The sequence below is a fragment of the Alkalibacterium sp. m-11 genome (assembly GCF_054658155.1).
In genome coordinates this window covers 1-15,868 of record NZ_BAAGIR010000046.1, presented here as the reverse complement: position 1 = coordinate 15,868, position 15,868 = coordinate 1, and the positions used below count along the sequence as shown (strand labels likewise).

Here is a 15,868-nt window from a genome sequence, read left to right as displayed (position 1 = left end):
TGCTTTTCTCTACCATACGTATAGTGTACCTTTAAATCCCCTCTCTTTTCAAATCAAGTGATAGTGATTAACGTTTGAGGTGATAGGCTTTCTAGCGGGTAAAACTTTATACTTTCCTATTCTATAAAAAAAACAACCGTATTTCAAGAGAATTCATATTTTAGACATTCAATTGAAATCGAACCGTTAGAAAACCCGTCATCATTCTATTTCGCCTTTTGTGTTACTGGACCGGGCTCTTCGAACATAGAAAAGAACGGCACGTCACACTCACCGTTCATCTTGTCCATTAGTATTAAGGGGAAGAACAACCGTAAAGACTGTCCACCCTTCTTTAACTTCTGCTGTAATTTTCCCTTTATGAAGTTCAACAATACTTTGAGCTATCGCAAGTCCAAGACCCGTTCCCGCTGTTTCCTGCGACCGGGAAACTTCGGCCCGGTAGAACCGTTCAAACAGCTGCTCGATAGCTTCTTCCGGAAGGGTTTCGCCATTGTTGCTCACTGTGACCTCTACGTTATTCTCTGATTGAACCGCATTGATGCAGATAAGTGTGCCTCCCTTTCCGTATTTCAACGCATTGGAGAGAAGGTTATGGAATACCCTGACTATTTTTTCCGTATCTCCTCGCATCATGATCGGGGTGTCCGGTGTACGAGTCCTTATCTCCCTGCCTTTCTTTAAAGCTTCCAGTTCAAAGTCGATGGCCATCTGTTCGATCAGCTGCCCCATATCAAACGTAATGTACTCCAGAGGGGTAGTCGTCTGACGTACAGTCGTGTATTCAAACAGATCGTCAACGAGAGCTTTCATCTGCTTTGCTTTTTTGTAGGCAGTATGGACATAGTCAGTAGCCTGACTGGCTGAAGTGAACCGCCGTTCCTCGATCAATCCCAGATAGCCGATAATGGAAGTCAGTGGTGTGCGGATGTCATGACTCACATTCGTTATGAGTTCATCCTTACTCTGCTCGATCCGTCGTTCTTCTTCCATTGCTTCTACGGTCGAATCGACAAGCACATGAATGCTCTCCACGACTTTACCGATATCCCCGCTGTATTTTCCTCTGATGCGATGTGTATAATTGCCTTGTGCAATATAGTGCAGTTCTTTGATAATATGCTGCAGTTCGTACTGGTGATATCGCCTCTTCAGGCGCCAGTATATCGCCACACCAGCAACAATGATAAGGAAGATGAAGACAAGAGGCGTCAGTCCCCACAGTTCCTGATTTCTGATATCAGCGAGCATGTTCCCAAAAATCCAGAAATCTCCAAAGACTTCGGGGAACGAGGTAACCAGCCAGTTGAGTATTTCAAAGACGGCGAAATAGCAAAGAAAGATAATCCCGGCTGTCACGACTGCTTCAAATGCCAATCGCAGTCGTTCTTTATTTGTTAACTGCATGCTGCCTGACCTCCGTTATCAATTCTCTATTTTATACCCTACGCCCCAGACGGTCTTGACAACTTTCTCTCCGCCAGTGGCTTTCTCAATCTTGTCTCGCAGATGACTCACGTGGACCATGACTGTCTTAGCAGGAACGAGACTTTCCTGCTTCCATACTTTTTCAAAAATCTCATCCGCGTTAAACACCCTGTTTGGATTAGTTGCCAGTAGATAGAGGATACCAAACTCCAACGCAGTCAGTTGTACCGGAACCCCATCAACAGTCTCGACCTGGTGATGATCTTTTCTAATGACCAGCGGGCCGATCTCCAATTCGTCCGCATCCGTATCCTTCGTTCCATAGCCGCTCCGTCTCATCAGTGACTTGACTCTGGCAAGCACCTCCAATGGATTGAACGGTTTGACGACATAATCATCTGCACCGTTTGTCAGGCCACGAATTTTATCTATGTCAGCTGTTTTGGCACTTAACATCAATATGGGCAGAGACGAGTCTTTCCTTATTTCCTTGACTACTTCCAAGCCGCTTTTCTTTGGCATCATGACATCCAGGATAAGGCAGTCGATGTCCAGGTGCTCCACTTTGTTCAACACGTCCTGACCATCATAAGCCTTTTCAACCTCAAAGCCTTCATTTTTTATATATATCTCTAGCAAGTCACAGATTTCTTTGTCATCATCAGCAACCAATATACGCATTGACCCCACCCTCTCATCAAGTTCCTCTTTATTTTATCATGTATTGTCCGTGCAACTCATAAAGATTTGTTTAAGGATTTAGAAGAGTTTTACTTGCCTTTCAGCCTCATAGAAACTTAACAGGCAACTTTTTCCATTCACTAAAAAAGCAGAGATTTCTCCCTGCTTTTCTATCTGTTTCAGCGCAGCAATGCGTCAATTGTTTTAGACACAAGTGTCGGCGCAACTTCAAAACTGTACGTTTTCTCAAGACGTTCTGTAAACTTGTGCGAGTCCTTACCGAACGGTCCGATGTCGACTACCGGAAGTCCCAGACTCTGCATCGCATCAAGAGGCAGCTTATACTTCGTACCGAAACCGGGCATGTTTTCCTTCAGTGCATCTATTTCTCCCTTATTCTCTGGAGCAGAAGCATAACTCAGATCCGAGATATATGGGAAGAACTTCTTATATACAAGTGTATAGTCGGATTCCGTTGTGGTCACCGCTTCCGCTACAGCATCCAGGAGATTCTTTTCTTTGTCTGTATCACCTTTGACGTAGATATGGGGATAGTAAGGCGGCGTAAAGTAGACAATGATGACCGGTTCCTGATTCTTCCACATGGTCTGAAGCAGTTCGACTTCCTTCAAAGCGTATTCCCTTTCATCTACCGTATCGTCGATCAGCCATTTTTCTTTCTCGCGGTCCAGAGCCTCAACTGCTTCCTGTCCCTGATCAGTGACTACCTGTTTTTTCAGTTCATTGTACGTCATGACTTTAGGCGCATAGGTGTACGGTTCAAACGCCCTGCCAGTCAGATCACAGTACCGCTCGTACTGCGTGTTCAGGTCATTTATCACTGACTTAAATGCTTCTTCGGCCACTTCCTTCATTTTTTGAAGAACCACATCCGGCGTCTGGCTATGTGTGGCGAAATTATAAAAGGCGTGAGCCGCTTTTGCCGTCTGAACAGAATACTCCGGTTTGAGGTCCTGCTGCTTAAGACTCATCGGTGGCAAGGTACTTTCTCCTTCAACTGTATCTGACAGATCAGTATTTAAGTTGATGCGTCGAGTCAGTTCCGCGACAAGCTGGTTCGGATCCAGTCCCTTGAATGCTTCACCGACATGCGTTTCCTTTCCAACAACATAAAAGGACGGCATAAGCTTCCCGACTGTTCCAATATACACATATTTATTTTCATCACCGGGATACTCGGAAGTCATGTAATCTGTGTTGATCAGTCCGGTCAGGTTCAAGTTGTTCTCATCTCTCAGGCGGACGATTTCAGGTACACATGAACGCATACCGGCTGAATTGGCTTCCTCGTCACACACCGCCGCAAACAGGATATTGCCGGAAAAATCATCCAGTCTGCTTTCTATTTCTTCCATTAGAGTCATAATGATCGCATCACCTGTTTTCATATCGAAAAGGCCACGCCCGAACAGGTAGTCTCCTGACTCCAGATCTTCACGCGCATCTTTTGACAGAAGCTCCTTGCGTTCATGCAGGAGCTCGGTCAGCTCATAAGGCATGTGTGCGAAATTCTTAAGATCGCCATAATCAGAAATACCCACTGTATCTGTATGGCCGATAAGAACAACTGTTTTATTATTCTCCGGATCTTTCTTTCCTCGAAGAAGGGCGATCACACTTTTTCTTCCCCACTTATCGTGCGGAACGGGAACAAAAAAGAGGTCTTCCGGGTTATCTTTAAAATAATCCATCTGCTGGAAAAACAAGTGGACTTTCTCAGTCACTAACTGCTCCTCGATCGTTTCTGTCACACTGCGCTGTCTTGTTAGGTCTACTGCTATTTCTTCAATTCGTTGAGCTCTGCTTGACATTGAACTGCCTCCAATATATTAAATCTTTCTCTCTGGTATTTTCCTAAGTATAGTCCCGAACGAGTCTAATCGCAATCCACTCCGCTGAATGTTTTGTGTCAGTTAATTCTCTTCCACATGATAAACATAATCTGCAGTCTTATACACCTGATTTTTCTCTATCCTGTTACGTTCGTCTTTTCCAATAGCCTCTTCTTCCCGGGAAAGCTGTTTTCCTCCTGTCGTCTCTTCAATGATTTCAATGGCGTCCTGAGCAACCGTGATTTTGAAGAGTTTCCCTTCTTCGAGTGCTGCCTTCGGTTTTTTCAGTCCGAGTGTCAGCGTGCTCAGAACTATATCTTTTATGGAAAAACGCGGCAATCTATAGGCTGAATAAGTTTTTTCTTCTGTCATGTTATATCTCCTCTTTAACGTAATTCCGAAAGAAATCTCCCACTTCTAAGCGTATGGGTGCGAAGCACCAGTGAAAGTGGGAGATGAATTTCGGTCAAGCGATAGCTTGAAGTGGTTAATGTCATTCTCATTTGGTATACTTTATATATAGACGATAACCAAGTCTATATAGGCGACAACCAAGCCTACTGAGTATTCCTTGGCGTTAGCCAAGTAAAAGAAAACCTATGAGGCAGGGACTGCCTTTTGAGCCTACCCATATCCGATTCCTCTGTCTGCATGAAACCTGTGCAGACAAGAATGGAGTTCGTAGGAAGCCCCCACTTCAAAATCCGGAGGATTTAAGTGGTGGGTAGTTCACCAAAAAAACTGTTAGACACGGTAACCAAGTGAGTACCATCTTTGACTCATCAAACTCGAAAGAAGAGCCCAATTCATGATGAATTGAGCTGCCTCCTTGTTTATCAATTAGTTTTTAGTCATGTTCATAGCAACAGCCACCATCATGCCTACTCCGGTACTGAAAGAATCTTCATCAATCCCGAATTTTGGATGATGATGCGGATATTCCATATCTTTCTCAGCATTCCCTGCTCCTATAAAGGCATAGGTACTGGGGACTAAGTCAGAAAAGGCTGAAAAGTCCTCCCCACCCATTGCAAGAGGGAATTCAAAGACCGCATCTCCGAAATGCTTTGTGGCGATCGCTCTGACCTGATCTGTTTTTTCATCATCATTCACAACTGAGCTGTACCCTTTAGAATAAGTATACTCATAGCCGGCTCCGTAGACGTCACACACATTCTTCACGACTGCTTCGATCCGTTCTTCAACCATTTCTCTCGTTTCAGGAGTGATCGAGCGGACGCTCCCACCTAAAACCGCAGTATCCGGAATTATATTTTTGGCTGATCCAGCATGGAAATTTGTCGTTGAGATGACCAGCGAGTCCAGTGGGGACGTTACCCTTGAAACCAGAGCCTGAAGCTGACTGATAATCTGTGCACCGATCAGGACAGGATCCACCGAGTTTTCCGGCTGGGATGCATGTCCACCTTTTCCTTTGATCAGAATATCAAACTGGTCCGAGTTCGCCGTTACCGGGCCATTCAGCAGGCCGATCTGACCTGTCGGAATCGGCGTAAACAGATGCTGGCCATAAATAAAGTCCAGATCATCAAACAGACCCGTTCTTACCATATTGACCGCTCCCCCGGGCGGCGTTTCTTCAGCATGCTGGAATATCAGGTAGACTTCCCCATGCAGGTCATCGATCTGACCGACCAGTACCTTAGCCGCGCCTAAAAGGATCGATGCATGTCCATCATGTCCACACGCATGCATAATATTTTTGTTTTCAGACACAAAGTCGATATCCGTACGCTCTTCGTCTATAGGCAATGCATCAATATCGGCACGCAAGCCGATTTTCTTACCAGGCTTAGCCCCTTTTATGATTCCCAATACACTTGTTTCAGTCGGACGTGTCACCTCTATCTGACCAATTGACTGCAGTGCTTCTTCAATATAAGCACTTGTCCAGTACTCTTCAAATGAAAGTTCCGGATGCTTGTGCATTGTCCGTCTCCAGTTCAATACATCTGCCATGACTCTATCGATTTGTTCGTTCATCATACTCATCCCCAATATTGTATTTCTCCTACTATATCATACATTCGGCCAGGTCGCTTTTTGTCACAAAAATCATTCCTTACTTTGTACAATCTATTCACTGACCGGATAAGCGTAGAACACGAAGCGCTCAGGCGCACTCCCCAGATAATTGAACGGGTAGCAGGTTGATACGACCAGAACTTCCTCTCCCATCTCCCCAACGACAGAGGTATCGTCCGCATCGACGATCGTTGTGTCTCTTATTACGTATGTGTAGTCGCCATAAGGCATTTCTACTATAAATTCGTCACCAATTTCGAGCTCTGCAAAATTGCGGAAGACGGTATCACGATGGCCGGACAGAACGATCTGTTCGCCTTGTCCAGGAAATGCAGTACTAGACATATGACCCACACCTAAATCCAGCGCATCCGGATCAGTTCCTTCAACTATTCCGATGCTCCGGTCAATCTTAGGGACGTGAAGGACCCCGATGGCTTCATGGGTCTGGGCTGAAAAAGACTCGGCCGGATTCTCGTCATCCGGATCGACTTTTTCACGCATAGTCTGTACCGCCTGTTCAGCTTCCGCCAAGGTAACCGACTGCATCTGATTCTGCTGATAAAGCGAGTAGCCAAACCACATCATTAAAGCCACCCCTACTGCTATCAATCCATTTGCCAGCCATTTCATTATATCCCTCCTCGTTATGTAAAAACAGGGAAAAGCGAAGAGAGTCGTTTCCTCTTCGCTCTCCTATTAAATTATGCTTATTTTACCTTATTTTTTCTTGCGAAGAAAGTGCATACCTAAACCAGAGGCCATTCCAGCCAGTCCGATCAGTCCAATCGTCCAAACCGCAGTAGCTGTCTGAGGCAGACGCTCTCCTCTTTCTTCATCATCTGAATCGACATCTGTATCAGTATCCCCTAAGTCAGATGGATCTGCCGGGTCTGCTGGATCCGCTGGGTCAGTCGGATCTGTCGGATCTGTTGGGTCCGTTGGATCAGTCGGATCTGCTGGATCTGTTGGGTCCGCTGGATCTGTCGGATCTGTCGGATCTGTTGGGTCCGTTGGATCAGTCGGATCTGTCGGATCTGCTGGATCTGTTGGGTCCGCTGGATCAGTCGGATCTGTCGGATCTGCTGGATCTGTTGGGTCCGCTGGATCAGTCGGATCTGTCGGATCTGCTGGATCTGTTGGGTCCGCTGGATCAGTCGGATCTGTCGGATCTGTTGGGTCCGCTGGGTCCGCCGGATCTGCTGGATCTGCTGGATCATCATCCTCAGCAACAAACACGCCGTAGATTGAGAATCCTGGAACGATAACTGAAATCGTATTGTCTGTTACCTCTCCACCGACATTTTCCCAGATACTCTCTTCTTCATTGTAATAATAGATAGTGACGTCTTCTTCTACAAAATCATTATCAATGCCTAAAGTCAATACGAAATCACCTTCGTAATCTTCTTCTCCTTCAGGTAGGATCAGCTCAACATCAATAATGTCTCCTGCAGCTGTCAACAGTTGCCCTTCTTCATTTACAAGTTCAGGTACAGTTTCTCCATCAAGGATATTGACAATGATCGACGTTCCTAATGGAAGATCACTAGGCATGGTGATTGAAATTAATTGTCCATCAACAACAATAGTCTGTCCTGGTAAAACTTCTACTTCTTCACCTTCATTAATCACTACCGCATCATCTTCGTGATCTACATCTCCCATATCATTGACCAAAGTAAGATTTCCGAACACTGATGGATCCTGGAAGCCCTGTCCAGTCAGGTCGTTCCAAGCAGCAGCTGCCTGACGAGCACCATCTACTCCATCATTGATCTGCATATCAAAACCAAGCGTGTGTCCTGCTTGGGGGGTGATATATTTCCAAGGAATAGCCATTTCTACAACATAACCGGAACCAAGTACTCGAGCAGCTGAATCGAATCCGTCACTGTATGCACTCGGGTTGAATGTTGCAAAGTTTTCATAGTTGACACGGTACTGACCGACACCATCAATATAGCTCAGTGTTGGCTCACCTGTTTCGTTGATAAATGCTTCTACTGAATCCTGTTCCCAAGGATTCTCTGCCGAAACATCTAGATTACCATCTGCAACTTGGAATAAAACATACAAGTTGTTTTCATCCCATAGCGCACGTCCTGTTCCTCTTGCCCCTTGCCATGCTGTCTGGAATCTTGAGATATTCATTACAGGTGCATCATTCCAGATGTCATCAATTTCTGCATTAACAACAGGAGTACCATATACGGCATAACTGCTGTTAGCTTCAATTTCAGCCTCTTCATAATTTTCAAGGAAACCATCTGGATCAACTACTGCATAATAAGCAGGTTTGGCTTGAAGACGGCCGTCAAACAATAACGGGAACCGTTCAGAACGCCAGCTGCTCGCATCATTCAATCCCCAGAATGTGACACGGTTGATTGAATCAGAATGTTCTCTGAAAATCTGGAATAGACGAGCATATACATAGCCTTGACGATTCCATTCAGCTTCAACATATTCATTTTCTGTTAATGTCGTCACGTCCAACTCAGTAATACCGATCTCGATATCAAGCTGTTCGAAACGTTCGATAGATTGTTTGACAAGATCAGGGTTAAGGTTGATGCTATAGTGCCCCTGCATACCGACTCCACTGATCAGCTTACGCTCTTCTTCAGGGTTTTCGGCAGCCCATCTGTCATTAATATCTCTAATCATGTAATACATGGTGCGCGCTTTACCTTGAATATGATCGTTATAATCATTGTAGTAAAGCACCATTTCTGGCATTCCGAGTTCGTCAGCTACTTGTCGGGCATAGCTGAAAGCTTCATATATATAGTCTGGTCCTAATGCACGTAACCAACCAGTATCTCTTAACTGAGATTCCCAGTTTTCAGGATTGCCCCAGTCGCCTGCAAGCGCCTCATTTACTACATCCCAACTATACACACTATCTCCAAAATTAGTCATAACTTCTCTAATGTGTCGCTGCATGTTCGCACGCGCTTCTGCTTCCGGTAAAGGAGAACCGTTAGCATCACTATGCAACCATTCCGGAGACTGCTGATGCCATACTAGGACGTGCCCATGAAGAAGGAATCCTTCCTCTGAGATACGTTCTACCAGACGGTTCTGGTCAGCGAAGTCAAATTCACGGGCTGAGTTATAAGCATAATCAGGCTTCATAGCATTTTCCGTAGTAACTAAATTATGGTGATGGTCTAGGAGCGTCAGACGATCCCCTTCCAATTCAGCCATATTTATAGCATTACCGATCAGGAATTCATCTGCATAAACATCTTTAATCGGCGCAAGATCAAGCTGAACGTCTGCAGGTTCAGAATCAAGTTCAACGAAATTGATGTCATCGATATAGAAGTCAGCAAGGCTTCCTCCGCCGGTTTCAACATATATAGTGACGTAACCACCGCCAAGAGAAGAATAACGGTAGGTTCCTTGAAGGTGTACCCAGCCATCATCAGCACTCATCGTGGTTGAAGCAACCGTATTATAACTAGCTACATCCCCCTGATTCACTTGGGTTGATAGTCTGAACGTTGTAGAGGCTTCTGCATCTGTTTTCACACGGGCAGAAATCTGATACTCTTGACCAAGATTGATGTAGTCCTCGACACGAAGGGCAGGACCATTCCAATCTTGTGTACGTCCAGTTGTCAGCAAACTATACTGTCCGCCTTCTGTATAATTATCTGCATCCGTTACAGTCACTGTTTCGTTATCGCCTCTAGCTGTAAATCCATTTAATTCGCCATTCTCAAAGTCAATAAAAGTGAACACTTCAGCCGCTGGAGCATCTGGATCCGGTACTTCATCTTCCAACGGTGTCTGATTTTCATCCCATTCAACTACAATTTCAGTAATGTAGAATGGTACAGCAGCACCAGCTTCATTAGACTGAGCTCTAAAACGAGTGTAGTCTGGATTATTAAATATAAATGTATCTTCCAGCACAAATTCTTCTCCTGCTACAAAAGCGGTTTGCGCTAATAATGGATAATCCTCTTCGGGAACCTGAAGCCACGCTTCTGCTCCTGATGGAACAGCGACTTCTGAATCGACATAGCCACGAATGGTTACATTATATTCATATCCGTATTCCATACCCATTTCTGCAAAACTGAAGTCAACGCCATTCCAGTTAGCTTCACGGTTACCTACGTACAGTGCGCCCTGACCATCATTAAAACCAGCTTGATGCTGGAATGTCGGACCTGCACTGGTAGCTGCCTGAGTATTTTCTGTGAAATCATTTGAGAAGAGAATAGATAATTCAGATGCCGGGCTGTTTTCATCAGACGCCTCCTCGTCTCCTTCATCTTCTACAGGATCTTCAACATCGTTTCCGTCATCTTCAACTGGATCTTCCGGTGACGTCGGATCGTCTGCATCGTCATCTACAGTATCTTCATCATCTGCTGGAGTGTCAGTTGTGATCAATACGTTAGTGACCGCAAACTCCATGCCAATTCCAGCTTCATTTGTTTTAATACGAAAAGCTTCATCGTTTTCTCCGAACGCAGTATAACTTGCTTCTAGTTCAAAAATGCCTGTTTCAGCAGTCGGATTGGTCAACCAAGTATATCCGTTAACCGTTTCAATATTCACTGAAGTGTCTTCGGGAATTTCTTCCCCCTCAGCAATATATCCTGAAACTTGGATCGAATATTTCAGTCCTTCTTCCAGACCGATTTCATCAAAGGAGATATCGATTCCATCGTAATCATTAACTCTATTAGTCACCCAAACGCCTGATTCAACTTCTCCATTAATCTCAAAGTCATTAAACCATTCGAGCACGGCATCTCCACTTGAGACAAGTGCCTGGTCGGCATCTGGATTTTCTGAAAAATCATTCTCATAGACGACGACTTGTTCTGGTTCGCTGGTTGGTTCATTATCTGTTTCCTGTGCCAAAGCTGTTGTTGCTGTAGCAAAGACGGGTGCGACCAGCAGCGCACTCATCATTCCATTTGCTAATTTAAATTTAGTGCTGTTCTCCATACGTGTCCTCCTTATTTGTTCTGACTATTCGACTGTACGCTCATTATTTATGTAATGAGACAACTAACGAAACAATAGTGATTCCTAAGAATCGTCAGACCTTCTCACCGCCTTCTCCTTAATATCTCAGCGATTATACACTAAACGCTTACAATAATAATACTTTTACTAGAAACCGTTTACAATAGTTAATTTGTTTAAACAACAAATTAACATGAAACTCATACTAAAGTCGCTTTTTTGTAATATTATTGCAATATAAGTGAGATTTTTGCTACTGTTTGTTTAAAAAAGCCGCAGCACTAGGCTACGACTTCTCTTATCCATTTATTAACGGCACTTTGCGTGTGCACGCCGCTTAAACGGTTTGTGTATTTGCCTTTATAAAAAAGGAGAACGGTAGGCGTCGACTGGATAGTAAAGGCTTCAGCCCAGTCCGGGTTGTCTATGGTTTTAACTTCCGCAATAATAATAGATTCGTCAGATGCCTCTCTGACCTGTTCCAAGCTATGAGCCATTGCCTGACAGGTCCCGCAGAAATCACTAGTGAACTGGACAAGGACAATTGGAGCTGACTTAATCGTCTCGTAAAAATTTTCTTCATTTAATGTGATCGGCATAGTCAGTCCATCTTCTGTTTCTGTTTAGTCAGGTCACTTTTCTTTACGGTAATTCCTGATCCAAGATACGTTTCATTTTCGCTGTCGGGATTTCTTCTGACTGTAAAATGTTCGGGCACTTTATCCACTCCGCCTTTTACAAATGGGTTACATCTGAGAATACGCGCCATTCCCATAACGGACCCTTTAGCGGCTCCATGTTTTTCAAGTGCCTGAACGGTATAGTGTGAACACGTCGGGTAATAGCGGCAGCTTGGCTGAAATAGCGGGGATATGACTTTCTGATAGGTTCTAACCAATGCGAGCAGCAGTTTTTTCATGTGTATGCTCTCCTTTTATCTTTCTACTCTGGTAGTATAGCAAAAACACTTACTTTTTAAAAGTCCAATTATTTATTCCAATATAAAAAAAGCTACCCTGACCAGTTCAGCCAGGGTAGTGAGAATGTAATTATTCTGCTTCCAGAATGTCTTCTACTGTTCGGGTCACATAACGTGCCCCTTTGATTTTAGTATAGAGCGGATCACCTTTGACGGTGAACATGTCTTGTGCAATGATCTGTTCCATTGCTGTCTGAACGTCTTCCTTAGTCAGACCTGTTCTCGGCTGATCTAAGGCGATAACTCGGTTTTTACCTTCTCCTGTTTCAAAACGCAATTCTAGTTTCATACTCATGGGTGTGCCTCCTGTTTTGTTTTAGTTGATTATAGTGAGTAGCGGTATTCTTCTATGACAAGTGTATGTGAAACAGGCAGATCCGTTACTGAATCAAGAGCCTGAGTGAATGCTGTGACTTGTTCTTCAGATAGAGACTGATGAGCGCCAGCAAAACTTCTGCGGACGAGCTTTGCGTTCTCAACATCTTCCAGAAAAATATCTACTTTACTTGCTGACCATATTTTATTCATTATTGTTTCCTCCTTAGTTGATTGTGTAAGGTGATCACTGCTTACACTAGTAATAACGAAAGAAGAATCAGAAGTGTTACCTTGAAAATAAAAAATCTCAAGTCAGCTGATAGGCCGGCTCAAGATTTTTATATCCTTACATGTTCTGGTGATTTCTAGTCGATGACAAGCATATTCTGATCGTCGAACTCCCATGTGTCAGCATAAGCTAGTTCCCAGTAGTAGCCGTCAGGGTCAGAAAAGTATCCGCTGTATCCTCCCCATGATACAATTCGAGGCATTTTCACAATTGCTCCTCCGGCAGCCTCTACCTTACTCATCACTTCATCTACTGCTTCTTTTGATTTCATGTTGCAGGCGAGTGTAATCCCTCTGAACTGACCACCAATTGATTTTGGCGGATTTTCTTCATTAATATCTTTAGCCAGCTCATCTATCGGGTAGAGTTCCAGCTTGCTTCCTTCATTATTGAAGAAAACGATCGCCGGCTCTTCGGCTGTCTCAGGCGTGCTGAATCCAATATCTTTATAAAATGCAAGGGACTTTCTCAAATCTTTGACTCCTAGGCAAATCAAATTGATACGATTCATCTGAATTCTCCTTTTTCGATTAACTGCTTCACTTCCTGGTAACAGAAACACCCGGTCAGATGGTCATTGACCAGGCCAGCTGACTGCATATAGGCATAGCAGATGGTCGGACCCACAAAACCGAATCCATCCTTCTTCATCTGTCGGCTCATCCTACGGCTTTCTTCTGTCTGCGCTGGCACCTCACTAAGGTCAGTCCAGTGATTGATGATCGGCTGATGGTCCACAAAATTCCAGATATAGGAAGAAAAAGAGCCATATTGTTCAACGACAGCCTGATACGCTTTTGCATTTTTCACGACACTTCTTATTTTCAGCCGGTTCCGGATGATTCCTTCGTTCTGAATCAGCTCCTCGATTTTTTCATCTGAATAGTCGGCAATGGTGGATGGATCGAACTGGTCGAAGGCTTCTCTATACTGCATGCGTCGTTTCAGAATCGTCAGCCAGCTCAACCCGGCCTGAGCCCCTTCCAAGCAGAGCAGCTCAAATAACTCCCTGTCATCTTTCATAGGCCGTCCCCACTCATAATCATGGTAGTCGAGGTAGACCTGATCTTCAGTCACCCAGCCACATCTCTCCATGCTTACTCCCCCCGTCAGTCTTATAATGATACTTTTTTTACTCTTCTGTCTTCTTCGTTATTATAACGTAAACGCGAACAGCTATGGGACTCAAAATCTCCGTTCCAGTCTGATTTTATTCAACGAACTGGAATCTGTATGATCATTTTTTATCTATTCAATCGTTGAACTGACAAGAGGTGTCTTCCTGATCTTTTAGTTCAAAATACGAAAAAACCCCAATGAACATCAGGTAGATAATCAGCGTCAGTATATACGCAATGAATGTAAACAATCTGAACCCTGTACCGATCATGACCACTTCGACAAGCATCGTCAGGATCAGAGGAATCGTTATTTTTGCTACATCCGCTTTGAATCCATTTTTAATTTCTTCCCAGCTCCGGTCCTCTTCTTCATCCTGATCACCAAAATAATAGTCCGATGCAGCCTCTCCAATTTCCCAGGCACCATACGCCAACAGAATATAGGCAAACAAGCCGTCATCATTAATGTGTAAGAAGAGAGAGACGACACCTGCTACAAATAAAACTGTACCGGTTACTGCCGTCTTCATTGTCTCTCTATTCATAAAATCCTTCTCCTTTTCAAAACTTGATTCATTATATATACTAAAGTATAGAGTTACTCTATAGTCAAGGGGGAAATTTTATATGGTCAAACAATCCGCTTACATCACTACTGGGCGTTTTGCCAGATTAGTGGGTGTGTCTAAGCATACACTCTTCTTTTATGATGAAAAAGGCTTGTTCAAACCAGCCTATGTTAAAGAAAATGGCTACCGGTATTACTCACTGAAGCAAGTTGAAACCTTCTCAGTCATTTCCGCTCTCAAAGAAATCGGCGTCCCGCTTAATAACATTAGGGCTTTCCTTGACAACCGATCGCCCGAACGTTTTTCACAGCTGCTTTCAAAAGAAGCAAATGCTCTGCAGAAAAAAATTGCTCGGCTGAATCGTCTGGAACAAGCTATGAGAGAAAAGAAACGTGTTACAGACGAAACCCTCGCCAGTTTGTCTTCCGGGTTCCAAATTGAATCGTTCTCTGCCCGGCATATGCTGACTACCAGGATCGACAACGTTCTGGATACGCGTTCCTATTACCAAGCTTATACAACACATTATGCCTCTTTAGATAAGAAGACCGCTCAGACCACTTTTCTGGAAGGGCTAATCGTTCCCGTCGAGGAAGTCAGCCAGGAATCAGAAAACTACAGCGGATTTTTATATACCGAAGTCTCAGATCAGTCTTTGTGTAACTTCATTTTACCTGGGGGACAGTACCTGACCGGATACTTCAAGGGAGGCGATGACGATGTACTCAAGGGTTATGCCTCGATGCTGGTCCATGCAGAAAAGGAACAGCTCATAGTTGGCTCTCACTTCGTGGAAGACCTTGCACTCGACGAACTGTCTTTCAAAAAATATGACGATTACGTTTATAAATTGTCTCTTCTATTGAAAGAGTCCTAAGCTGACAGCCTTGAAAGTCGGATGCTGATCGCCCTCTCAACTGACTCATTTAATCAAAAAACGCCAGCACCCTCACGATAATGCGAGGAGCTGGCGTATTGATTATAGACTGAAGAGTTTTGAGTTAGCCTGTTCGGTTTTTCTTATTCAGGTGATGACTGAGTATTCATGAAACGTTCCAGGAATTCTTTCAGGCGAGGTGCCTGTGGGTTGTACAGAATTTCTGACGGCGGGCCATCTTCGATGATTTTCCCTCCATCAAAGAACGCGATACGGTCAGCCACTTCTTTGGCAAAGTCCATCTCATGGGTAATCAGAAGCATGGAAGTATCCCCCTGGTCGGCAATGTCCTTGATGACATCAAGCACTTCACCGACAAGTTCAGGATCCAGCGCAGAAGTAGGCTCATCAAAGATCAGCACTTTAGGGTCCATGACCAATGCACGGGCAATTGCCACACGCTGCTTCTGCCCACCGGAAAGCTGAGCAGGGTAGGTATCTGACTTATCCAGCAGTCCCACTTTATCAAGCATCTCCTCTGCAGCTTTTTTTGCTTCCTTTTTATCTCTCCCCTGTACAGTCAGTTACTGTCAAATTTTTTTGTTCTTAAAGGTCTATAACCGTTGTTCTATCAAGGAAAAGACAAAAAACACTTGCCCCTCCCTCATTTATCGGTAAAATAGTAGGTATCCGACTACCAAACTATCCC

General features: G+C 44.2%; 15 protein-coding genes and 1 pseudogene. 1 reads left to right on the top strand and 15 read right to left on the bottom strand.

Translation table 11 applies throughout. From position 1 onward, the window contains the following. Window positions 1–270: 270 nt before the first annotated feature. From ACYQ2O_RS06515 to ACYQ2O_RS06450, 14 genes are all read right to left on the bottom strand, one after another. Window positions 271–1,407 (bottom strand): sensor histidine kinase, encoded by a 1,137-nt coding sequence (locus ACYQ2O_RS06515; RefSeq protein ID WP_346025109.1) that lies wholly within the window; start codon window positions 1,405–1,407, stop codon window positions 271–273. A gap of 18 nt (window positions 1,408–1,425) precedes the next feature. Continuing rightward, window positions 1,426–2,109, bottom strand: a complete 684-nt coding sequence (locus ACYQ2O_RS06510) for a response regulator transcription factor (RefSeq protein ID WP_346025108.1) — start codon at window positions 2,107–2,109, stop codon at window positions 1,426–1,428. Between the two features lie 179 nt (window positions 2,110–2,288). Next, a complete protein-coding gene (locus tag ACYQ2O_RS06505; protein WP_346025107.1) occupies window positions 2,289–3,941 on the bottom strand; it encodes a M20/M25/M40 family metallo-hydrolase in 1,653 nt (550 codons plus the stop codon). Between the two features lie 102 nt (window positions 3,942–4,043). Continuing rightward, complete coding sequence (locus tag ACYQ2O_RS06500) at window positions 4,044–4,334, bottom strand: hypothetical protein (RefSeq protein WP_346025106.1); 291 nt, start codon at window positions 4,332–4,334, stop codon at window positions 4,044–4,046. Window positions 4,335–4,802: 468 nt separating this feature from the next. Continuing rightward, on the bottom strand, window positions 4,803–5,969 hold the full coding sequence (locus ACYQ2O_RS06495) for a M20 metallopeptidase family protein (protein WP_459796243.1): 1,167 nt from the start codon (window positions 5,967–5,969) through the stop codon (window positions 4,803–4,805). A gap of 90 nt (window positions 5,970–6,059) precedes the next feature. After that, window positions 6,060–6,641, bottom strand: a complete 582-nt coding sequence (locus tag ACYQ2O_RS06490) for a class D sortase (RefSeq protein WP_346025105.1) — start codon at window positions 6,639–6,641, stop codon at window positions 6,060–6,062. A gap of 87 nt (window positions 6,642–6,728) precedes the next feature. Continuing rightward, entirely contained in the window at window positions 6,729–10,985 is a 4,257-nt protein-coding gene (locus tag ACYQ2O_RS06485) for an endo-1,4-beta-xylanase (RefSeq protein ID WP_346025104.1), read from the bottom strand. Window positions 10,986–11,287: 302 nt separating this feature from the next. Then, a complete protein-coding gene (locus ACYQ2O_RS06480; RefSeq protein WP_346025103.1) occupies window positions 11,288–11,605 on the bottom strand; it encodes a thioredoxin family protein in 318 nt (105 codons plus the stop codon). 2 nt (window positions 11,606–11,607) lie between these two features. Beyond that, window positions 11,608–11,925, bottom strand: coding sequence for a membrane protein insertion efficiency factor YidD (gene yidD, locus ACYQ2O_RS06475; protein ID WP_346025102.1), 318 nt, complete (start codon window positions 11,923–11,925; stop codon window positions 11,608–11,610). A 130-nt stretch (window positions 11,926–12,055) separates the two neighbouring features. Then, the gene (locus ACYQ2O_RS06470; RefSeq protein WP_346025101.1) at window positions 12,056–12,280 is read right to left on the bottom strand and encodes a DUF2922 domain-containing protein; all 225 of its coding nucleotides are present in this window, start codon (window positions 12,278–12,280) and stop codon (window positions 12,056–12,058) included. A 29-nt stretch (window positions 12,281–12,309) separates the two neighbouring features. Further along, a complete protein-coding gene (locus tag ACYQ2O_RS06465; RefSeq protein ID WP_346025100.1) occupies window positions 12,310–12,513 on the bottom strand; it encodes a DUF1659 domain-containing protein in 204 nt (67 codons plus the stop codon). 155 nt (window positions 12,514–12,668) lie between these two features. Beyond that, window positions 12,669–13,103, bottom strand: coding sequence for a VOC family protein (locus ACYQ2O_RS06460; protein WP_346025099.1), 435 nt, complete (start codon window positions 13,101–13,103; stop codon window positions 12,669–12,671). Further along, the gene (locus ACYQ2O_RS06455) at window positions 13,100–13,687 is read right to left on the bottom strand and encodes a DNA-3-methyladenine glycosylase I (RefSeq protein ID WP_346025098.1); all 588 of its coding nucleotides are present in this window, start codon (window positions 13,685–13,687) and stop codon (window positions 13,100–13,102) included. Before ACYQ2O_RS06455 ends, ACYQ2O_RS06460 begins: the two co-directional genes overlap by 4 nt. Window positions 13,688–13,844: 157 nt before the next feature. Continuing rightward, window positions 13,845–14,258, bottom strand: coding sequence for a hypothetical protein (locus ACYQ2O_RS06450; protein ID WP_346025097.1), 414 nt, complete (start codon window positions 14,256–14,258; stop codon window positions 13,845–13,847). An 82-nt stretch (window positions 14,259–14,340) separates the two neighbouring features. On the opposite strand from ACYQ2O_RS06450, the gene ACYQ2O_RS06445 reads away from it, so the two are divergent. Then, complete coding sequence (locus tag ACYQ2O_RS06445) at window positions 14,341–15,159, top strand: MerR family transcriptional regulator (RefSeq protein WP_346025096.1); 819 nt, start codon at window positions 14,341–14,343, stop codon at window positions 15,157–15,159. A 143-nt stretch (window positions 15,160–15,302) separates the two neighbouring features. Here ACYQ2O_RS06445 and ACYQ2O_RS06440 read toward each other — a convergent pair. Then, window positions 15,303–15,722 (bottom strand): annotated as a pseudogene (locus tag ACYQ2O_RS06440) (amino acid ABC transporter ATP-binding protein); the annotation flags it as partial. Between the last annotated feature and the right edge of the window lie 146 nt (window positions 15,723–15,868).